Origin of the sequence: Micromonospora sp. L32, from assembly GCF_052068055.1 — a bacterium.
In the GTDB taxonomy this organism is placed as follows: domain Bacteria; phylum Actinomycetota; class Actinomycetes; order Mycobacteriales; family Micromonosporaceae; genus Micromonospora; species Micromonospora purpureochromogenes.
Genome location: NZ_JBQHDD010000006.1, coordinates 195,126 through 215,972 on the forward strand (window position 1 = coordinate 195,126; position 20,847 = coordinate 215,972).

Annotated in this window: 14 protein-coding genes; 7 read left to right on the forward strand and 7 right to left on the reverse strand. The window is 71.9% G+C overall.

Translation table 11 applies throughout. The features are described from left to right. Window positions 1-21 precede the first annotated feature (21 nt). Complete coding sequence (gene mca / locus ACTMTB_RS18255; protein WP_154939417.1) at window positions 22-903, reverse strand: mycothiol conjugate amidase Mca; 882 nt, start codon at window positions 901-903, stop codon at window positions 22-24. 190 nt (window positions 904-1,093) lie between these two features. Between mca and ACTMTB_RS18260 the strand changes: the two genes are divergently transcribed. Further along, window positions 1,094-1,528 (forward strand): DUF4307 domain-containing protein, encoded by a 435-nt coding sequence (locus tag ACTMTB_RS18260; protein ID WP_441147141.1) that lies wholly within the window; start codon window positions 1,094-1,096, stop codon window positions 1,526-1,528. A 139-nt stretch (window positions 1,529-1,667) separates the two neighbouring features. Beyond that, window positions 1,668-2,168, forward strand: coding sequence for a transcription elongation factor GreA (gene greA, locus ACTMTB_RS18265; RefSeq protein ID WP_154939421.1), 501 nt, complete (start codon window positions 1,668-1,670; stop codon window positions 2,166-2,168). A gap of 75 nt (window positions 2,169-2,243) precedes the next feature. On the opposite strand, the gene ilvA is transcribed toward greA, so the two are convergent. From ilvA to ACTMTB_RS18285, 4 genes are read right to left on the reverse strand one after another with little or no spacing between them, the layout of a single operon-like run. Continuing rightward, window positions 2,244-3,464 (reverse strand): threonine ammonia-lyase, encoded by a 1,221-nt coding sequence (gene ilvA / locus ACTMTB_RS18270; RefSeq protein WP_280837780.1) that lies wholly within the window; start codon window positions 3,462-3,464, stop codon window positions 2,244-2,246. Continuing rightward, on the reverse strand, window positions 3,461-4,450 hold the full coding sequence (locus ACTMTB_RS18275; RefSeq protein ID WP_441147143.1) for a DUF4328 domain-containing protein: 990 nt from the start codon (window positions 4,448-4,450) through the stop codon (window positions 3,461-3,463). Before ACTMTB_RS18275 ends, ilvA begins: the two co-directional genes overlap by 4 nt. Window positions 4,451-4,461: 11 nt before the next feature. Next, on the reverse strand, window positions 4,462-5,871 hold the full coding sequence (locus tag ACTMTB_RS18280; protein ID WP_441147145.1) for an amidase: 1,410 nt from the start codon (window positions 5,869-5,871) through the stop codon (window positions 4,462-4,464). A gap of 16 nt (window positions 5,872-5,887) precedes the next feature. Next, window positions 5,888-7,027: a cystathionine gamma-synthase gene (locus tag ACTMTB_RS18285; RefSeq protein WP_280837777.1), complete on the reverse strand. Its 1,140-nt coding sequence runs from the start codon at window positions 7,025-7,027 to the stop codon at window positions 5,888-5,890. A gap of 446 nt (window positions 7,028-7,473) precedes the next feature. Between ACTMTB_RS18285 and ACTMTB_RS18290 the strand changes: the two genes are divergently transcribed. Beyond that, the gene (locus ACTMTB_RS18290; protein ID WP_441147148.1) at window positions 7,474-7,899 is read left to right on the forward strand and encodes an HIT family protein; all 426 of its coding nucleotides are present in this window, start codon (window positions 7,474-7,476) and stop codon (window positions 7,897-7,899) included. Between the two features lie 74 nt (window positions 7,900-7,973). Continuing rightward, entirely contained in the window at window positions 7,974-8,633 is a 660-nt protein-coding gene (gene msrA, locus ACTMTB_RS18295) for a peptide-methionine (S)-S-oxide reductase MsrA (protein WP_441147150.1), read from the forward strand. 165 nt (window positions 8,634-8,798) lie between these two features. Here msrA and ACTMTB_RS18300 read toward each other — a convergent pair whose 3' ends face one another. Continuing rightward, window positions 8,799-9,059, reverse strand: a complete 261-nt coding sequence (locus ACTMTB_RS18300; protein WP_441147152.1) for a hypothetical protein — start codon at window positions 9,057-9,059, stop codon at window positions 8,799-8,801. A gap of 13 nt (window positions 9,060-9,072) precedes the next feature. Further along, window positions 9,073-15,357, reverse strand: a complete 6,285-nt coding sequence (locus tag ACTMTB_RS18305) for a DNRLRE domain-containing protein (protein ID WP_441147153.1) — start codon at window positions 15,355-15,357, stop codon at window positions 9,073-9,075. Between the two features lie 464 nt (window positions 15,358-15,821). Between ACTMTB_RS18305 and ACTMTB_RS18310 the strand changes: the two genes are divergently transcribed. Genes ACTMTB_RS18310 through ACTMTB_RS18320 form a run of 3 tightly spaced genes read left to right on the forward strand, consistent with a single transcriptional unit; the run spans window position 15,822 to window position 20,607 of the window. Further along, window positions 15,822-17,606, forward strand: a complete 1,785-nt coding sequence (locus ACTMTB_RS18310; protein WP_441147155.1) for an N-acetylglutaminylglutamine amidotransferase — start codon at window positions 15,822-15,824, stop codon at window positions 17,604-17,606. Window positions 17,607-17,608: 2 nt separating this feature from the next. Then, complete coding sequence (gene ngg, locus ACTMTB_RS18315; RefSeq protein ID WP_441147157.1) at window positions 17,609-19,426, forward strand: N-acetylglutaminylglutamine synthetase; 1,818 nt, start codon at window positions 17,609-17,611, stop codon at window positions 19,424-19,426. Beyond that, window positions 19,423-20,607: an osmoprotectant NAGGN system M42 family peptidase gene (locus ACTMTB_RS18320; protein ID WP_441147159.1), complete on the forward strand. Its 1,185-nt coding sequence runs from the start codon at window positions 19,423-19,425 to the stop codon at window positions 20,605-20,607. Before ngg ends, ACTMTB_RS18320 begins: the two co-directional genes overlap by 4 nt. Window positions 20,608-20,847 lie beyond the last annotated feature (240 nt).

Consider the following 20,847-nt stretch of genomic DNA (forward strand, 5'->3'; position numbering starts at 1 on the left):
TCAGCGTAGCCCCCCGCCCGGTCAGCGGGCATGGGCCGTCTCGCGCACCCCGGCGAAGAGGTCCGACTCGGGCAGCGGGCTGTCGACCAGCGAGCGGACCAGCTGGAAGTCCTCCGTGGGCCAGGCGTGCCGCTGCAGCTCCATCGGGACGTGGAACCAGAAGCCGTCCGGGTCGATCTGGGTGGCGTGGGCGCGCAGCGCGTCGTCGCGGACCGGGAAGTAGTCGGCGCACTCCACCCGGGTGGTGATCCGCGGGCCCTTGTCGGGGCGGTCGTCCCAGCGCTTGAGCCACTCCTCGTACGGCGAGGCCAGGCCGGCGGCGAGCATGCCCTCGTGCAGCGCCATGATCTTGCCCTTGGAGAAGCCGATGTCGTAGTAGAGCTTCAGCGGCTGCCAGGGCTCGCCGAGCTCCGGGTAGCGCTCCGGGTCGCCGGCCGCCTCGAAGGCGGCCACGCTCACCTTGTGGGTCATGATGTGGTCGGGGTGCGGGTAGCCGCCCTCCTCGTCGTACGTGGTGACGACGTGCGGACGGAACTCGCGCATCAGCCGCACCAGCGGACCCGCGGCGACCTCGACGTCCTCCAGGGCGAAGCAGCCTTCGGGCAGCGGCGGCAGCGGGTCGCCCTCGGGCAGCCCCGAGTCGACGAAGCCGAGCCAGGCCTGCTCGACGCCGAGGATCGCCCGGGCGGCGTCCATCTCGGCGCGGCGGATCTCGCCGATGTTGGCCCAGACGTCGGGCCGGTCCATCTTCGGGTTGAGCACGCTGCCGCGCTCGCCGCCGGTGCACGTCACGACCAGGACGTCGACACCCTCCGCGACGTACTTCGCCATGGTCGCGGCGCCCTTGCTCGACTCGTCGTCGGGGTGCGCGTGCACCGCCATGAGACGCAGTTGCTCTGCCACTGTGGGCGCTCCTCGTCTGTGCCGGCCGACGGCCCACCCCGGGCCGCCCGGCTGACCTGCCGGAATCCTCCCCCGTGCCGGACCCTGCCGGCGCCGACCTGTCATCCTTGACGACAGGACGGGCTTGGGAGCGTGGAACTCTCCCATTCTTGCCGATGCTTCCGACAACAACGCCAGGAGATACCCGCCGGTGACCGAGACGCACGCCACAATCACCCCGGGCGCGCCCGCGTTCCCGCCCGGGCGGTACGGCCGCCGCCGCGAGCCGGGCCGCCGCCGGCCGCTGCTGGTCGGGTTGCTGGCGGCCGCCCTGGTCGCCGGGCTGGCCCTGGTCGCGACGCAGCTCTACGCCCGGTACGGCGACCCGACGTACGACGCCGAGGTGATCACCTACACCGACGTCACCGACACCGGGGTGCGGGTCGACTTCCGGGTCACCCTGCCCGAGGGCGGCTCCGCGGTGTGCCTGCTGCGGGCCCGCTCCCACGACGGCGCCGAGGTGGGTCGGGACGAGGTCGCGGTGAGCGCGCGCCCCGGCGCGCGGCAGGCCACCGCCCAGCACCGGATCGCCACCACCGCGCGGCCCTTCATCGGCGAGGTCGTCCGCTGCCGACCCGCCGGCTGACCGGCCGGCCGGCGCGGACGCCCCGGGACCAGGGTCGGGTACCGGCGCCGGGGGTGATCGACGACACCCGCGGGTGTGCCGCACTGGTAACTTGGTAACTCACCTGTCAGCCAGTTCCGCACGATCGAGGAGTACGCCTGTGTCCACCAATGACAACGAGGCGCCCGCCACCTGGCTGTCCCAGGACGCGTACGACCGCCTGAAGGCCGAGCTCGACCAGCACATCGCCAACCGGCCGGTCATCGCCGCCGAGATCAACGCCCGGCGCGAGGAAGGCGACCTGCGGGAGAACGGTGGCTACCACGCCGCCCGCGAGGAGCAGGGCAAGGCCGAGGGGCGCATCCTCTACCTCAAGGAGCTGCTGCGCACCGCCAAGGTCGGCGAGGCGCCGACCGCCGACTCGGTGTCGCCCGGCATGGTCGTGACGATCTACTTCGACGACGACCAGGACGACACCGAGACGTTCCTGCTCGGCTCGCGGGAGATCGCCTCCACCACCGACCTGACGGTCTACAGCCCGGAGTCGGCGCTCGGCAAGGCGATCCTGGGCGGTCGCCCCGGCCAGACCTGCACCTACACGGCGCCGAGCGGCGCCGACATCAAGGTGACCGTGGTCAGCTTCGAGCCGTTCTCCGGCTGAGTCCGGCCCCGCCGGGTCCGCGGACCCGGCGGTTCCCCATCGCGTACGCCCCGAGGCGTGGCACCGTCGCCGGTGTCACGCCTCGGCCGCGAAGACCACCTGGTAGCCGCTGGCCCGTAGGGCGCTGATCAGCGTGTCGGAGTGCTCGACGCCCCGGGTCTCCACCGACAGCGCCACCTCGACCTCGCCGAGGCGCAGGTGCGGGTTGGCCCGCTGGTGCTCCACGTCGACCACGTTCGCCCGGTGCTCGGCGATCTCGGTGAGCAGCGAGGCGAGCTGACCGGGCCGGTCCGAACAGCGCACCGTCACCCGCAGGTAGCGCCCGGCCGCGGCCAGCCCGTGCTCGATCACCCGCAGCATCAGCAGCGGGTCGATGTTGCCGCCGGAGAGCACCGCGACCACCGGCGCCTCCACCTCGACGACCCCGGCCAGCAGCGCGGCCACGCCCACCGCGCCGGCCGGCTCGACCACCTGCTTGCCGCGCTCCAGCAGCATCAGCAGCGCCCGGGAGATGTCCTCCTCGGAGACCGTGACGATCTCGTCGACCAGCTTGCGGACGTGGGTGAAGGTGATCTCCCCCGGCCGGCCGACCGCGATCCCGTCGGCGATGGTGGCGAAGGACGGCAGGCGTACCGGCTCTCCGGCGATCAGCGAGGGCGGGAAGGCCGCCGCGCTGGCCGCCTGGACCCCGACCACCCGTACGTCGGGGCGCAGCGCCTTGGCCGCCACCGCCATGCCCGAGATCAGGCCACCGCCGCCGACCCCGGTGATGATCGTCTTCACGTCGGGGCACTGTTCGAGGATCTCCAGCGCCACGGTGCCCTGACCGGCGATCACGTCGGGGTGGTCGAACGGGTGGATCAGCACCGCGCCGGTCCGCTCGGCGTAGGTCTGCGCCGCCACCAGGGACTCGTCGACGGTGTTGCCGACCAGTTCGATCTGCGCGCCGTACCCCTTGGTGGCGGCCACCTTCGGCAGCGGCGCGTTCACCGGCATGAACACGGTGGCGTGGGCGCCCACCAGGCCGGCGGCGAGGGCGACGCCCTGGGCGTGGTTGCCGGCGCTGGCCGCGACCACGCCCCGGGCGCGCTCCTCCTCGCTGAGCCGGGAGATCCGCACGTACGCGCCGCGCACCTTGTACGACCCGGCGCGCTGCACGTTCTCGCACTTCAGCCACGCCGGGCCGCCCAGCTTGGCGCTCAGCGGCCGGGAGGGCTCCAGCGGGGTGGTGCGGGTGACGCCGGCGAGCAGTTCCCGCGCGGCCCGTACGTCGGCGAGACCGACCAGTTCCGTCATGCCCCGATCGTGCCACCCGCCACCGGGGGAACCTGCGGCGACGCCGGGGGCGTGTCGGCCGAGGCCGGCGGCGCGGGCGCGGCCACCGGCTGCGGCTGCGGCTGCGGCTGCGGCGGGGCGAACGTGCCGGGCGCGCCGGGGGCGAACCCGCCGGGCACCGGGGTCCCCGGGGCGTACGGCCACGCCGGGGTGGCGCGGGCGATCCGGTCCTGCTGGGCGGCGGAGATCTTCCGGATCAACACGATGAACGACGCGGCGGCCACCACGCAGGCGATCGCCGGAATCGCGTTGCGGCCGAGGGCGCCCTGGTAGTAGTCCACGTACGCCTGGAAGTCCGCGGGGTCGACGGCCGTCTCGGGGAGCTGGAGGTACTCGAGGTCGTTCTTGCGGCTGAACAGCCGCTCGCCGACGCTGAAGACCAGCCACGCCGCCCACCAGCCGACGACCAGCCACGGGGTGCTCCGGCGCCAGAGGCTGTCCCGGGCGATGTTGGCCACCACCCGGACGGGCACCACGAAGTTCGCGAACGGCACCAGCCAGCCGGCGATCGCCCAACCCTGACCGAGGACGGGCAGCGCGCCGGGGAAGGCGTCGATGTTCTTGCGCGCCCGCCAGGTCCAGATGATGACCAGGACAGCGGCGGTCAGGTAGGCCACCACGAACGGCAGGCTCACCGCGACCTCGAACAGCATGGCCCCGAAGAGCACGTCGCTGTCGCCGTCGCGCTCGGCCTGCCGCGCCAGCACGATCCCGGCCACCGGGGCGAGCGCGGACAGCAGGTAGAACGCAGCGGTCACGCCGACCGCGATCGAGGCGGCCAGGCCGATGCCGCGCACGGCGTAAGTCTCCAGCCCCGGCGTGACGGCCGGCTGCCCGAGGGGCGTGTAGCAGTTCTGGCACTCGTTGAAGCTCGGGGACGTGGCGTCCCCGCAGGTCTGGCAGAGCATGGGGACCGTCCAGGGGGTGCGGCGAGGGGGTGCGCGCACACGCTAGACGATCATGCGGCGGCCGGTGACCCCGTTCCGACCCGGGGATAGCCGGGGGCGTGCCGGGTCCACGGCGCCTGCATCTCGAACTGCCCGGCGACGGAGAGCAGCAGCAGCTCCGAGCCGGGCGGGCCGATCAGCTGCGCGGCGACGGGCAGGCCGTCCGGGCGCCGGCCGACCGGCACCACGATGGCCGGCAGGCCGGCGATGTTCCAGGGCGCCGCGTACGGGGCGTACCGGATGTTGGCCTTCATGTTGGCGACCCACGACCGGGTGGACCAGGCGGCGGCCTCCGGCGGCGGACCGGCCAGCGCCGGGGTGAGCAGCAGGTCCACCGAGTGGTCGGTGAAGAAGTTGATCGAGCGTTCGCGCCAGGCGGCCCGGTCGGCCTCCCGGACGTACCCCCGCCGCTGCGCCCACTCGCCGAGCGCGACGTGCCGGCGGCTGCGCCGCTGAAGGTCACGTCGGGCGATCCCGGCGGCACGCACGTCGGCGGCGGCCGCGGCGAACCAGGTCGCGATGCCCTGCAGGCCGAGCGCGGTCGGGTAGACCGGGTCGGCGGGAACGGTGTCGTGGCCGGCGGCGGCGAGCAGCCGGCCGGCGGCGGCCACCGCGTCCCGGTTGGGGGCGTCCGGCGAGACGCCGCGCACCGGGGAGCGCAGCGAGACACCGACCCGCAGCCGCGGCGGCGGGACCAGCTTGTCGGCCCGGCGCCCGGCGAGCACCTGGAAGCCGACCGCGGCGTCCGCCACCGTGGTGGTGAGCATCCCGTGCTCGGTGAGGCCGAACCAGTCCTCCGCGCCGAGCTGGGTGGGGATCACGCCCCGGCCCGGCTTCAGGCCGACCAGGCCGCAGCAGGCCGCCGGGATCCGGATCGAGCCGAGCCCGTCGTTGCCGTGCGCGATCGGCACCAGGCCGGCGGCCACCGCGGCGGCGGCGCCGCCGGAGGAGCCGCCGGGGGTGCGGCGGGTGTCCCACGGGTTGCGGGTGATCCCGGACTCGTCGTCGGTGAGGGCCCAGAGGCCCAGTTCCGGCATCCGGGTCAGCCCGAGGATCACCGCGCCGGCGCCGCGCAGCCGCCGGACCACCTCGTGGTCGGCCTCGGCGACCGGGGTGCGGCAGGCGGCCGAGCCGTTCCAGGTGGCTACGCCGGCGACGGCGGTGTTCTCCTTGACCGCCACCGGCACCCCGGCCAGCGGAAGGTTGGCCAGGTCCTCCTGCTCGTCGACCTTCTCCGCCTCGGTGATCGCCTCCCCGCCGCGTACCGTGCGGAACGCGGCGAGGTCGGCGTCGACCCGGGCGATGTGGTCCAGGTGGTCGGCGACGACCTGGGTGGCCGAGACATCGCCCCGGCGTACGCCCCGGGCGATCTGCTTGGCGGTCGCTCCGACCCAGGTCGGCATGATGTCCTGCACGGCCACCCTCCCCAGCCAGCGGTCAGCCCAGCGCCTGCTCCAGATCGGCGAGCAGGTCGTCGACCGTCTCGATGCCGACAGACAGTCGCACGAGATCGCCGGGAACTTCAAGCGGCGAGCCGGCAGCACTTGCGTGTGTCATCCGGCCCGGGTGCTCGATCAGGGACTCGACGCCGCCGAGCGACTCGGCGAGCACGAAGAGCTTGGCCCGGTTGCAGATCTCCACGGCGTGCTCCTCGCCACCGGTGGCGCGGAAGGAGATCATGCCGCCGAACCGGCGCATCTGCTTGGCGGCCACCTCGTGACCGGCGTGCGAGGGCAGGCCCGGGTAGATCACCTCAGCGACCTTGGCGTGCCCGTCCAGGTACGCGGCGATCCGCTCGGCGTTGTCGCAGTGCCGGTCCATGCGTACCCCGAGGGTCTTGATGCCGCGCAGGGTCAGCCAGGCGTCGAAGGGCCCGTTGATCGCGCCCATCGCGTTCTGGTGGTAGCGCAGCTCGTCGCCGAGGCCGGCGTCGGCGGCGATCAGCGCGCCACCCACCACGTCGGAGTGTCCGCCGATGTACTTGGTGGTCGAGTGGACCACCACGTCCGCGCCGTGCGCGATCGGCTGCTGCAGGTACGGCGAGGCGAAGGTGTTGTCGACCGCCAGCAGCGCCCCGGCGTCGTGCGCGACGGCGGCCAGGGTGGCGATGTCGGCGATGCCGAGCAGCGGGTTGGTCGGCGTCTCCACCCAGACGATCTTCGTGGTGGCGCGCATGGCGGCCCGCACGGCGTCGGTGTCGGAGACCTTGGCCGGGGTGTAGTCCAGCCCCCAGCGCTCGGCGACGCGGGCGAAGAGCCGGTAGGTGCCGCCGTACGCGTCGTCCGGGATCACCACGTGGTCGCCCGGCTTGCAGACGGTGCGCAGCAGGGTGTCCTCGGCGGCCAGGCCGCTGGCGAAGGCGAGCGCCACGGGGCCGCCCTCCAGGGCGGCGAGGCACTCCTGGAGCGCGTCCCGGGTGGGGTTGCCGGAGCGGCTGTACTCGTAGCCGTGCCGAGGCGCGCCGACGGCGTCCTGGGCGTAGGTGCTGGTCTGGTAGATCGGTGGGATCACCGCGCCGGTGCGGGCCTCGGGGTCCTGGCCGGCGTGGATGGCGAGCGTCTCGAAGCCGTGACTCATTCCCGAGACGTTAGTCCGCCGGTCCACCGGGACGGGCGGAACCCGGCCGCGGGTCGCCCCGCTTCCCCCGTCGGGCGCGGTCCGGGTGTGCCCGACGCTCCCTGTGGACCTGATGACGTAGACGATTCACGGCCCGCATCGGCCACCCCGAGGCGACGCACCCGCACCCGCACCCGGTGAAGCCGGTCACCGCCGCCGCCGTCTCCTTTGGGCGCGTCTCTTGGCGCTGGGACGACGACAGATGCACCCGCGGTACGTCTCCCCGGATCTGCCGCTCACTGGGAGACGACCGGCGGGTGCCGGGGGTGGGTGAATCGTCTACGACGTCAGCTCCACAGGGAGCGTGGGGCACACCCGGACTCCGCCCCGCCAGCCGCCGCGGCGTACGCCCATCGACCCGTGTCGCGGGGGCGGGCGCCCCCCCGTTCCGGCATTACGCTGCCCGGGTGAGCGGGTGCGTGTTCTGCGGGATCGTGGCGGGCGAGGTGCCGGCGTTCCGGGTGGCGGACGAGCCGGACGGGGTTGCCTTCCTGGACACCCGGCCGGTGTTCAAGGGCCACGTGCTGGTGGTGCCCCGCACCCACCTGATCACCCTGACCGACCTGCCGGCCCCGGCGCTGCCCGGCTACTTCGGCCTGGTCCAGCGGCTCGCGGTGGCGGTGGAGTCCGGTCTGGGGGCCGGTGGGACGTTCGTGGCGATGAACAACAGGGTGTCCCAGTCGGTCCCGCACCTGCACACCCACGTGGTGCCCCGGACGAAGGGCGACGGCCTGCGCGGCTTCTTCTGGCCGCGCACCCGCTACTCCGACGACGCCGAGGCGCAGGGGTACGCCGACCGGGTCGCCGCCGCCATCTCGCCCGCCGCTGCCTGATTCCGGCAGGCCCGGGTAAGGAACCGGGGCCCGGCGGTGTTGCAGGCGGGGAGAGGTACGAGAGGAGATCCACCGTGTTCCTGCGCCGCATGAAGGCCGAACTGCCCACCCCCGACCAGGCCCTGCCGGGTCGCCCGATCGCGATGCCGATCGGTGACCGGCACGAGGTGCTGCCGTCGACCCTGAAGGGTCCGTTCCCGGAGGGTTCCCAGGTCGCCGTCTTCGGCATGGGCTGTTTCTGGGGTGCCGAGCGGCTGTTCTGGACCCTGCCCGGGGTGATCACCACCTCCGCCGGCTACGCGGGCGGCACCACGCCGAACCCGACGTACGAGGAGGTCTGCTCGGGGATGACCGGGCACGCCGAGGCGGTCCAGGTGGTCTACGACCCCGCGAAGATCAGCTACGAGGACCTGCTCAAGGTCTTCTGGGAGAACCACGACCCGACCCAGGGCATGCGCCAGGGCAACGACGTGGGCACCCAGTACCGCTCGGCGATCTACACCACCACGGACGAGCAGCGGGCGACCGCGGAGGCGTCCCGGGACGCGTTCGCGCCGATCGTGGCGCGGGCCGGCAAGGGCGAGATCACCACGGAGATCGCGCCGCTGGGTAAGTACTACTTCGCCGAGGACTACCACCAGCAGTACCTCGCCCCGACGAAGAACCCGAACGGATACTGCAACCACGGGCCGAACGGCCTGAGCTGCCCGGTCGGCGTGGCCCGTACCGCCTGACGCCCACACCAGATACAGCCAGCCGCCCTGTGACCGGGGAGACCGTCCTCAGGGCGGCTGTTCTGTGCTGCTGGCGACCCTCGTACACAGCGTCAAGGGGCCGTCGCGCTGCCCGCCTGCCCACCGGCATCAGCCGGTCGGCAGGCGGGCAACGAGTTCATCGACTCACTCTCCCGCAGGCCGGTCCTGGTAGACCGCGTCGTCACCGCTTCGGCGAAGCTTCTTCCCAAGGCACCTGCTCCGCCCCATGCGGACGAGCTGCACACCTGCGAGGAGCATCAACGCGCCACCCAGAAGCTGGTAACGCAGCTCATCGTGGCTGGCCACGAACATGGTGGCCACCACAAACCAGATCACGACGTACGCGGGGTTAACACCGGCCGGATCAAAGAAATCCGTCACCCATTTCCGGATTCTCCTGCCCATTTTCAGCTTCCTTCTACCTGCATGAACGGCTGTTCATGTACACCCTTCCTCGGGACACACCCTCGACCCACCGCTTTACACCACGAACCCCGTTACATGCGTGACGACCGATTGCATCACGGGTGCCGCCAGCGGCCCGACGGAAACCGCGCCAGTCGTTCAGAAAGTCGTGGTACCCCATCCAGGAAGCGAGTCCGGCCCCTGCGTACCTCCACCTACCCTTGGCGCGGAAGGGGCGGAAGGTCGCCTTGTAACCGTTTTTCTTGATCGACTTGTACATTCTGTACCCCGAACGCATCGCCCGGTATCCACCGCGGAACTGCGCAAAGCCACCGTAGAAGCCAAGCCCGTGTCCTACAAGACGAGTGCCGTAGAACCCCATTCGCCAGACCGAGTTGCGGCCCCATCCGCAGACCTTCCAGCACCACCTCTTGCCATCGAGGTCGAACGAGTTGACCGGATCGCCGCAGCTGTACTCGTAGGCGCTGCAACTGCCGCCAGGGACCGGGTCGGTTTGCAGGAACCGGCCGGTGATCGGGTTGTAGAGCCGGACGCCCATCAGCACGATCCCCGAAGGCACGTCGGCGGCCCGTTGCTTGGCGCCGAGCCAGCCGTACCGCTGGGTGCCGATGTCACCCGCGTTGCGCGGAGTGCCGTACTCGCTGGCCTCCGTGGTGCGGGCGAGCCCGTCACCGGCGTTGTCCAGCTCGGCGACCAGGTCCCCGTGCAGGTTGGTGAGGTGCCAGGCGACCTCGCCGCTTCCGCCGTCGTAGATGCCCGCCATGCCGGTGAGGCCGGACAGCGGCCGGGTGAAGGTGTCCGCCGTCTCCTGGGTCCACGACGGACTGTCGTCGTCTCCGTCGTAGTGGTTGACCCGCTGCTCTGCGGTGCCCGAGGCGTTGTCGGTCCAGGAGCGGATCCGCTCGCCGGTGACGTCGAGGGTGTAATCGGTGGTCCGACCGTTCTGGGTGACCGTGTCGACCAGGTCCGTCACGTGGTACGTGGCGGTCACGTTGCCACCCGCCGGGTTGCCGGTGTCGACCGCGGGGACCGTGGTGGTCCGGCCGAGGGCGTCGTAGGCGTACCCGCTGGTGTTGACCCGGTCTGCGGTGTCGTAGGTCCACGTCCGCGACGACGCCGCGGTCGTGGCCTGACACGAACCGTCGGAGGCCGGGGCGTACTCGGTGACCGAGTTCCGGTTCGACGACGCGCTCAGACCGTACGAGCGGGTGGTGCACTGCTCGCCCAGCATGTCCTTGATGCTGGTGAGCCGCCCGGCCTGGTCGTAGCTGTAGTGCTGCTCGGACAGGGACGAGACGCGCTCCCGCCACTGCCCGTGCACCGACTCCGTCACCGACTCGTGATACAGCGTGCAGTCGGCGGCGGCGCAGCCGGGCTTGACGTAGGTCAGGCCGACCTGGGTGCCCAGCTCGTCGGAGTCCGTGCTGACCTGGACGCCATTGGGCCAGGTCTCCGACGTCAGGTTGCCGTCGGCGTCGTAGCTGCCGGAGAAGACGCCCGCCTGGGTGTCGTCGACCGACGTGAGCAGGCCGCGCCGCTCGGTGCCGCCGTCATAGGTGTAGGTCCGCTGAGCCTTGCCGTCGTGACTGGTCTTCGTCCGGCCCAGCAGGTCGTAGGTCGTGGTCGAGACGTTGCCGTCGGCATCGGTGTACGAGGTGAGCCGGCCGAGCGTGTCGTACGCCCGGATCACCTGCGCGGTGACCGTGCCGCCCACGACCGACTGGGTGCGCAGGAGTTGCCCGGTGGCTGCGTCGTAGACGTTACGGGTGACCGGCACGGCGGCACCCAGACCCGTGGCTGCGGTCACCGACGTCTCGTACGCCCGGCCGGCGCCGTCGTACGTCGTGGTGGTGGTCCGCAGCGTGCCGGCGCTGGTCTTCTCGGTCACCACCCGGGACTGGTTGAACATGTCGTAGGTGGTCACGGTGGCCGGCAGTTCCGGCCCGGAGGCCGCCTGGCCGCCGGGCTGGACCCGGCAGGGCAGGTTCGACCACTCCGGCTTTAGGTCGCACTCGGCGTAGCCGGAGCCGGAGGTGGCCCGGTAGTAGACCGTCTTGCGGGTGGCCGGGGTGGTGGTGCTGGTGCCGCCCGCCGGGGCCGTGGTCGAGGTGACCAGACCGGTGATCGGGTCGTATGCCGTCCGGGTGGCCTGCGCGAGGCCGGACGGGTCGACCGTCACCACGGTCGGCTGGCGCAGCGTCCAGTCGTAGGCGGTGGTGGTGGTCCGCAGGTCGGCATCGGTCTCGATGCCGTTGGGGTACCAGCGGAGGCCGACCTTCTCGGTCGTGACCAGGTTGTAGGGCCCGCCGGTGGTCGGCGCACCCTCGTCGTAGGTTCTCAGGGTGATCTGACGGCCACGCACCACGGTGTCGTCCGGCAGCATCACGTCGTGCTCCGGAGTCCAGGTGGTGATGAGCCGCTGCCCGTCGGACGAGTAGGTGTTCAGGGTCGACAGGGCGCGCGCCCGGGCGATCTCCGTCGCCGCGTCGTCGGTGGAGCTGGCGTTCAGCGCCCGGTCCCGGTTGCCGGCGGTCAGCGTCCGTACCGTGTTGCCCCATTGGTCGTACCAGGCGGCGTCGATGTGACCGCCCGGCGTGGCGGTGTTCACCTTGCGGGCGTTGGCGTCCAGGTAGTTGACCGTGGCCCGCTCGTACGACGACGGCAGGCTGCCGCCCGAGGGACTCCCGTCGGGCACCTGGTCGGCCGGGAAGACCGCCGTGGCGTCGGTCGGCGCCTCGGTCTGGTACCACCGGCTGGTCTGTGCCGCGGACAGGTCGTAGGGTGCGCCGGTGCCGGCAACCGGCACCTTGTACACGACGCTGGTGACCGCCGTGCCGGCGGCCAGCGCCGAACGGCTCACCTTGTACAGCCGGCCGAGCCCCGGGTCACCGGGAATGGTGGTGTAGCTGAGCTGCCACGCCTCCTGGCCGACCGGGGTGAGCGAGGACAGGACGCCGTCCAGGTTGTAGTTGTAGGTGTCCCACAGGTGCCGCGTGGTCCCGGCGTCGTTCCAGTCCAGCCGCGGATCCCAGCTGGCGCGCAGCCGGCCGGCGTTGTCGTAGGCGTACCGGGCCATCGGCACGGTCCGCATGGCGGGGGTGGACAGATCCGGGTCCCACGCGGTGAAGGAGATCTCCTTCACCCGACCGGTGTAGTCGCCCCAGGTGGTGTCGGTGCCACCGGTGGCGGTGGTGGTGGTCGCGTAGGTGAAGGTCAGGGCCCGGCAGCCACGGGTGAGGGTGGTGCAGTTGACCCCGTCGGGCACCGGCGCGAGCATCCGGGTCGGGCGGACGATCTCCTTGTTGTTGATCGTCACCTTCTCCCAGCTCAGGGTCGTGGTCTGGTTGCTGCCCGGCACGGTCACCGAGGTCGGGAAGTACTTCCCGGTCGCGGTGCCGGTCACCCGGGTGAAGAGGACGGTGTTGCCGTCGTCATCGGTCAGGGTGTACTTGTCGCCGGTGCTGTCGTAGGCCAGCTTCAGCGCCTCCATCCCGATCTCCGGGTCGAAGGCGGTGGCGGTGCGCTTGCTGAAGCCGATCGTGTCGCCCTCCGGCAGCCCGACCTGCACGAGCGAGCCGTAGACGGTCAACGAGGTGTACGGCGAGTCGGCCTCGTCCACGACCGCCCCCGAGACCCAGCCGGGGCCGAACATGTTGGCCGAGTCGGAGTCGGTGGACCGCCGGGTGTTGTAGGAGCGGGCCACGGTCAGGTCGCTGCCGAACGAGTCCACCGACACGTCGGTGTCGGACAGGGTGTAGTTGCCGGTGATCAGGTTGACCGACCCGGGCCCGATCTGGTCGGACTCGGCCGATGCCTGGGTGCGGTCGAACTTGATCCGGACGGGGCTGGAGGTGCCACCAGTCCCGCCGGTGAAGGTGCCGCGCACCTGGAGCGGCCCGTCCCGCGGGATGGACTCGACGTCGGCCGCCGCCAAGGTGGCCTCGACGTCCCAGTTCAGCTTGGGGAAGGCGCCGCCGCCGCTGCTGGGCAACGGCCAGGTGACCGCTCCACCACCGGCCGCCACGGTCACGTGACCGGCCGGGATGTTCACCCAGGCATCCGCGTCGCCGCGTCGCCACTGGTAGGTCACGCCGGTCGCCGCCGCCTGGCCGACACCGGTGATCGCGGTCTTCGCCGCGGTGACGTCACCCTCCTTGGGCGCGGTGACCGCACCGGAACCCACGTTGAAGGTGTACGTCCGGATCGCGGACTGGTTGCCGGCCCGGTCCCTGGACCGGACGTAGAGGGTCTGCGGGCCGTCCGCGGCCGGCGTGATCGAGACCGTCGCGGTCCCGCCGAGCGTCGCCGCGTTGACCGTCTGGTTCGGCGGGTTGACGTTCAACCCGTACTCGTACGCCGCCACGTCGGTGACGGCGGACGCGCCGAAGGTGAAGCTGCCGGCGGTGCCGGCCGCGCCGGCCCACTGGCCGCTCGGGTACGCGGTCGACGACACCGACGGCATGGCCGACGGCGCGGTCGTGTCGATGATGAAGGCGCAGTAGCTGCTCCAGGCACCGTTGACCAGGCCGTCATTGCCTCGCACGTGCCAGGAGTAGGTGCTGCCCTCACTGAACGCGCCGGCCGGCACGGACGTCGCCAGCCAGGATCCGGAGGCGCCGGGGCCGACGATCGCGCCACCGATCCGGGTGCCGCCGCCGGTCGTCCACTCGAACTCGGCCTTGACCTGCGAACCCTCGGCATCGTTGATCTGGGCCCGCAGCTGCGGGGTCTTCGAGTTGAGGTACGGCGTGCTCGAACCGGTCGCGCACGTCGTCGACGGCACGGTGGCCCGGGCGCTGACCGTGGGCGGTGACTGGTACGTCAGCGTGACGTACGGGTCGTTCGCCCCCTCCATCGAGTTGAACTTCTTCCACGCCAGGTTGTCGGTCTCGGAGGTGGCCCGCAGACCGACGTTGACCGTGCAGCAGGTCGCACCACTGGCGTGGTCCGCGAACGCCCCGGTCACCGAGGAGTTCACCCAACCGGCCGCGCAGGCCGAGCTGTAGCCCTTGGTGGACGACGTGTAGCCGAGCTTCTTCACCCACGTGGGCTGGCTGGTCCACCGGGTGGCGGTGCCAGCGTGCAGCGTCTCCCAGGTCTCCCACTGCCGACCGGTGCAGGACCAGGAGTGGTGCTCCCACAGGTAGAGCGTCGCGGCCTGGACCTGCTTGCCCTTCAGCCAGTCCAGCCCGTCGAACCGGAGGAAGGAGCGGGCCTTGGTGGTGCCGCCGTCGTAGGTGCCGAGCTTGAGCTCGGTGGCGGCGGACTGGTCCGAGGTGTAGTCCGACTGCACGAAGGCGTCGTAGTTCGGCTTGAGGGTGACCGCCGGGTCGATGGTGACCGGGAAGACCGTCTTCGGGTCGGTCAGCCACCGCTCGTCAGGGGTGAGCGTCATCGCCAGCCGGCCGGCCTTCGCCGTACCGACCTTCTTGGCGACCTTCGCCCGGCGTACCCGCTCACCCGACTTCGGGTCGACCTGGGCGTCCCACATCTCCGGCTGGGGCGAGACGCCCACGACGGCGCCGCCCTTGTTCCGGATCTCGAAGCCGCCGCGCTTGTCGTCGGTCAGCGCCACGCCCTTGCTCCGCAGGGGCAGGGAGAGCGCACTCACCTGGGCGACGGCCGCCCGGTTCTTCACTACCAGGAACTGTTCGAAGCCGGTCCGGGTGGATTCGACCACCAGATCGACGCCGGGGCGCACCTCCGGGTACGTGGCCTTGGTGCCCTCGACAACGGGCGCCGGCAGCCGCCCCGACCATCCCAGCGAGACCGTCCCGCCGCCGGTCGACACCGTCGCCAGGTCGTGCTCTCCGGCGCCCGCCGCACCGGCGAGGCGCAGGTCGGCCGGGTGGGCTTTCGCCGCGACCGACCCGTCGGGTTGGGGCGCGAGCGAGAAGTCGACCGGCTTCCAGCCGCCGGCCTTCTCGTCCCGGATCCGCACCGGGCCCAGGTGGACCTCCGCCTCCACCCGACCGTCGGGGTACGCCCAGAAGTCGGACGTCTCCGACGTCATCCCGGTGATGTGGACCTTCTTCCCGGTCAGCCGGGCCGTCGCCAGTGCCGCCGCCTCGTCCGGGCGCTCCAGCACCTGCGGCCCGGGCGAGGTGGGCTTGGACTCCGGCTGCGGCGCTGCGGCCGCCGGGGGCGCGGTGACCCAGTCGGCCATGGTGGCCGCCAGCAGCACGGACAGCCCGGCCGCCACCGCCCGGCCGCCCCGACCACGGGACAGCTGTGGGATCCGGGACACCGGGCCCCAGATGGATCTTCTTCGCTCCACTGATCCTCCTAGTTCGAACAGGGAGTGATCAGGTAACTACACGCCTTGAAGATCCGCAGCCGCCGATGGGATGAGTCTGGCATCCACCGAGCGGCCGACCACCCGACACGCAGTGTGATCGATGCAGCTCAACGCCCATGAGGGCTTTGACCTGCGTCATCGCGGAAAAAAGATGAGATGTGTCACAGTGATCGTCGCTCGCTGCCGGTCTTACGATGAGGGCTTTCGGCCAGCGAATCGAGCGACTGCCGGAGCGGCCCGTCGACCTGACCAGTTCGCGACCGCGACAGCAGTTCTTGTCACATCGCGGCCCCCGCCGACTCGGCGCGATCACCCGACGAACGGCAGGAAAGGGACACGGCCCACAGCTCGAAACGGACTGGCCGCGCATCATAGCAATCGGCAACGGCTGTGACATCAGCTCAACAGGCGAACTGCGCCAACCTCTGGCAGCATTCCCTGGCATGTGCGGACTGGCTGGGGAGTTCCGCCGTGACGGCTCACGGGCCGACGTCGCGGCGGTGGAGCGCATGGCGGCGACGATGAGCGACCGGGGCCCGGACGACAGCGGGGTCTGGTCGCAGGGACCGGTCGCCCTCGGGCACCGGCGGCTCAAGATCATCGACTTGTCGGCGGCCAGCGGGCAGCCGCTGGTCGACCCCGACTCGGGGCTCACCGGCGTCTTCAACGGATGCGTCTACAACTACCGCGAGCTGCGCGAGGAGTTGCAGGCCAAGGGGCACCGCTTCTTCTCCTCCGGCGACAGCGAGGTCGTCGTCAAGGCGTACGCCGAGTGGGGGCTCGACTTCGTCGACCACCTGATCGGCATGTTCGCCGTGGCGATCACCGAGCGGGACACCGGCCGGCTGGTGCTGGCCCGCGACCGGCTCGGCATCAAGCCGCTCTACCTGGCCGAGACGCCGGGCGTGGTGCGCTTCGCCAGCACCCTGCCGGCGCTGCTGGCCGGCGGCGGCGTGGACACCGCCATCGACCCGGTGGCGCTCGCCCACTACCTGAGCTTCCACAGCATCGTGCCGCCGCCGCGGACCATCCTGCGCGGCGTCACCAAGCTGCCCCCGGCCACCGTCCGGGTCTACGAGCCCGACGGCCGCACCCACGAGCGGGTCTACTGGGACCCGTCCTTCACCCGGACCGCCGAGCGGGCCGACTGGTCCGAGCAGGACTGGCAGGACGCCCTGCTGGAGTCGCTGACCACCGCCGTGCGCCGCCGGATGGTCGCCGACGTGCCGGTCGGCGTGCTGCTCTCCGGCGGGCTGGACTCCAGCCTGGTGGTCGCACTGCTGGCCGGCGAGGGGCAGTCCGGGCTGTCCACCTTCTCCATCGGTTTCGACTCCGTCGGCGGCCGGGAGGGCGACGAGTTCGTCTACTCCGACCTGGTCGCGAAGACCTTCGACACCGACCACCACCAGCTCAAGGTGGCCGCCGGCGACCTGGTGCCGCCGCTGGAGGCGGCCGTCGCGGCGATGAGCGAGCCGATGGTCAGCCACGACTGCGTCGCCTTCTACCTGCTCAGCCAGGAGGTGTCGCGACACGTCAAGGTGGTCCAGTCCGGGCAGGGCGCCGACGAGATCCTGGGCGGCTACCACTGGTACCCGCCGCTGGCCGGCATCGACCGGGAGCAGGCGCTGCAGACGTACGCGAAGGCGTTCTTCGACCGGGACGCGGCCGGCCTGGCGCGGGTGCTCAACCCCGAGCGGCTGGCCGACGGCGACCCGGCGCGGGAGTTCGTGGCGGCGCACCTGGCCCGGCCGGGGGCGCAGACGGCGGTCGACGCCGGCCTGCGGATCGACACCCAGATCATGCTCACCGACGACCCGGTGAAGCGGGTGGACAACATGACCATGGCGCACGGGCTGGAGGCCCGGGTGCCCTTCCTGGACCACGAGTTCGTGGAGCTGGCCGCGAGCTGCCCGCCGGAGCTGAAGCTGGCCCAGGGCGGCAAGGGCGTGCTCAAGGAAATCGGCCGCCGGGTCCTGCCGCACGAGGTGATCGACCGGCCCAAGGGCTACTTCCCGGTGCCGGGCCTCACCCACCTGGAGGGCAAGCTGCTCGACCGGGTACGCGACGCGCTCTCCGCGCCGGCCGCCCGCCGCCGCGACCTGTTCCGCGCCGACTACGTCGACGCGCTGCTCGCCGACCCGAACGCCGAACTGACCCCGTTGAACGGAAACAAGCTGTGGCAGCTGGGACTCCTGGAAATGTGGCTCCAGAGCCACGGGATCGACTGACCATGACCGACACGGTGACGACCACCGACCGGGAACGGGTGCCGGGCCGACACCGGGAGCGGATCGGCCCCGGCGGCGACCCGGTCGCGCCCGGCACGCCGGCACCCCGCCCGCACAGCACCGACGGGGCCGGCGTGGTGCTGGACTGCGGCTGGGGGCGGCTGGTCTTCGGCCAGACCTTCACCGACCAGGCGGCGGTGGCGGACGTGCTGCGCTCCGAGGCGGCCGGCGCCCGGGACATCTGCATCTACCTGCGCGACCCGCACGTGCTGGTGTCCCGGCTCCCGGACGAGCTGTTCATCGACCCGTCGCTGACCTATCGGCTGCCGCTGGGCGAGCGGCGTCCGGCCGCCACCGACGGCGACGGCGAGATCCCCGGCCTGGTGATCCGGCCGCTGCGCGACGCCGACGACGCGGACGCGGTCAACCGGATCTACGCCCGCAACGGCATGGTCACCGCGCCGGTCGACGTGCTGGTCGACAACGCCGGCACCGACCGTTTCCTGCACCTGGTCGCCGAGGCCGCCACCGGCGAGATCGTCGGCACCATCACCGGCGTGGACCACGTGGCGGTCTTCGCCGACCCGGAGAACGGCGCCAGTCTCTGGTGCCTGACCGTCGACTTCAACACCGCGCCGCCCGGCACCGGCCAGGCGCTGCTGACCGGGCTGGCCGACCGGCTCGACGAGCGGGGGCGGGCCTTCGTCGACCTGTCCGTGCTCGCCGAGAACTCCGGCGCGATCCGGCTCTACGAGCGGCTCGGCTTCCACCGCACCGCCACGCTCTGCGTGAAGCGGAAGAACCCGATCAACGAGCGGCTCTTCCTGCCCGCCACCCCGGCCGGGTACGACGACCTCAACCCGTACGCGAAGATCGTCGCCGACGAGGCGATGCGGCGCGGCATCCGGGTGGAGGTCACCGACCCGCGCTGGGGGGAACTGCGGCTGACCAACGGCGGCCGGACCATCCACACCCGCGAGTCGCTGTCCGAACTGACCTCGGCGGTGGCGATGAGCCGCTGCGACGACAAGCGGGTCACCCGCCGGATCCTCAGCGAGGCGGGGCTCTCCGTGCCGCGCGGCCGGACCGCCACCGGCGGGCCGGACGACCTCGCCTTCCTCGCCGACGCCGGGCCGGTGGTGGTCAAGCCGGCGCGGGGCGAGCAGGGCAACGGCATCACCGTCGGCGTGCGCACCGCCGAGGCGCTGACCACGGCGGTCGAGCTGGCCCGGCGGTTCTGCCCGGACGTGCTGATCGAGGAGCTGCGCGACGGCGAGGACCTGCGGGTGATCGTGATCGACCACGAGGTGGTGGCCGCCGCCGTCCGCCGGCCGGCGCAGGTGACCGGCGACGGGGTGCACGACATCGCCGCGCTGGTCGACCGGCAGAGCCGCCGCCGGGCCGCCGCCACCGGGGGCGAGTCCCGCATCCCGGTCGACGAGATGACCCGCGAGGTGGTCGCGGAGGCCGGGTACCGGATGGACGACGTGCTGCCCGAGGGCGAGGTGCTGGCCGTCCGCCGGACGGCCAACCTGCACACCGGCGGCACCATCCACGACGTGACCGCCGAGCTGCACCCGGCGATCGCCGAGGCCTGCGTGGCGGCGAGCCGGGCGCTGGACATCCCGGTGACCGGGCTGGACCTGCTGGTGCCGGCGCCGGACCGGCCGGAACACGTCTTCATCGAGGCCAACGAGCGGCCCGGGCTGGCCAACCACGAGCCGCAGCCGACCGCTGAGCGCTTCGTCGACCTGCTCTTCCCCGGCACCCGCGCCCCGCAGCGGCTCTGGAGCCCGGCCGGACCGGGAGCCGCCGCGTGAGCCCGAAGCCATTGGAGATCGACCTGGCCTACCTGCGCCAGGTGCTGCTGGAGCTGTTGGAGATCCCCAGCCCGTCGGGGCGTACCGACCACGTGCAGCAGTACGTCGGCGAGCGGCTCTCCGCGCTGGGCATCTCCTCCACGTTGACCCGGCGCGGGGCGCTGAGCGCCTGCCTGCCCGGTCCCCGCCAGACCGGCGCCGACCGGGCGATCGTGGTGCACACCGACACCATCGGCGGCATGGTGAAGCGGCTCAAGGAGAACGGCCGGCTGGAGCTGAAGACCATCGGCACGCACAGCGCCCGGTTCGCCGAGGGCGCGCACGTCCGGGTCTTCACCGACGACCTGGACCGGGTGATCACCGGTCAGGTGCTGCCGTTGAAGGCCAGCGGGCACCGCTACAACGACGACGTCGACGTGCAGGGCGTCGGCTGGGAGCACGTCGAGGTACGGCTCGACGAGCCGGTCGACGACATCGCCGGCCTGCGGGCGCTCGGCATCGACGCGGGCGACTTCGTGGCGTTCCTGCCCAACCCGACGATCACCCCGAGCGGGTACGTCAAGTCGCGGCACCTGGACGACAAGGCCGGCGTGGCCGCCGTGCTCACCGCGTTCAAGGCGATGGTCGACGCCGGGATCACCCCGGCGGTCACCGCGCACCTGCTGGTCACCGTAACCGAGGAGATCGGCCACGGCGCGAGCCACGGCCTCGACCCGGACGTCGCCGAGATCGTCTCGGTGGACGCGGCGGTGGTCGCCCCCGGCCAGCAGTCCCGGGAGGACGCCGCCACCCTGGCGATGGGCGACGGGGTGGGCCCGTTCGACTACCACCTGACCCGCAACCTCGCCTCGATCGCCCGAGAGCACGGCGTCGACCTGGTCCGGGACGTCTTCGACTACTACCGCTCGGACGTGGCGGCGGCGGTCGAGGCCGGCGCGCACGCCCGAGTGGCGCTGCTCGGCTTCGGCGTGGACGCCACCCACGGCCACGAGCGCACCCACCTGGACGGGCTGCGCCACCTCACCCAGCTCCTCTGCCTCTACCTCCAGAGCGACCTGGTCTTCCCGGAGTGGGACGCCGAGCCGGCGGGAGACCTGGCCGACTTCCCGTCGCTGGCGGTGCAGCCGGCCAGCGAGGAGGGGCCCCGCGAGGGTCCGATTGGCATCGCCGACGCCTCCTGATCCCGCCGGCGACCGCTGCCCGTCGGCGGGCGGGGCGGGCCCGACGTATTTCCGTCCGGGCTGTGATCGAAATCCGTTGCCGGTGCGCCGCGGGACTGGATAGCGTGGCCGTACACGGGAAAGGAGGTGGTCCAGACTTGTATAGCAATCGGACTCGTGAGGTGGCTGTCCGCTAGCCGCTGTCCTCGACAGTGACACCCGTCCGCCGCGAGGCGGGCACTTGCACCATCGTCGAGACCG

What these genes read in the sequence shown, in the direction of transcription:
- ngg (WP_441147157.1), top strand. Translation starts at nt 17,609, where the DNA reads ATGACCGACACGGTGACGACCACCGACCGGGAACGGGTGCCGGGCCGA.
- ACTMTB_RS18300 (WP_441147152.1), bottom strand. Translation starts at nt 9,059, where the DNA reads ATGGGCAGGAGAATCCGGAAATGGGTGACGGATTTCTTTGATCCGGCC.
- ACTMTB_RS18285 (WP_280837777.1), bottom strand. Translation starts at nt 7,027, where the DNA reads ATGAGTCACGGCTTCGAGACGCTCGCCATCCACGCCGGCCAGGACCCC.
- ACTMTB_RS18310 (WP_441147155.1), top strand. Translation starts at nt 15,822, where the DNA reads ATGTGCGGACTGGCTGGGGAGTTCCGCCGTGACGGCTCACGGGCCGAC.
- ilvA (WP_280837780.1), bottom strand. Translation starts at nt 3,464, where the DNA reads ATGACGGAACTGGTCGGTCTCGCCGACGTACGGGCCGCGCGGGAACTG.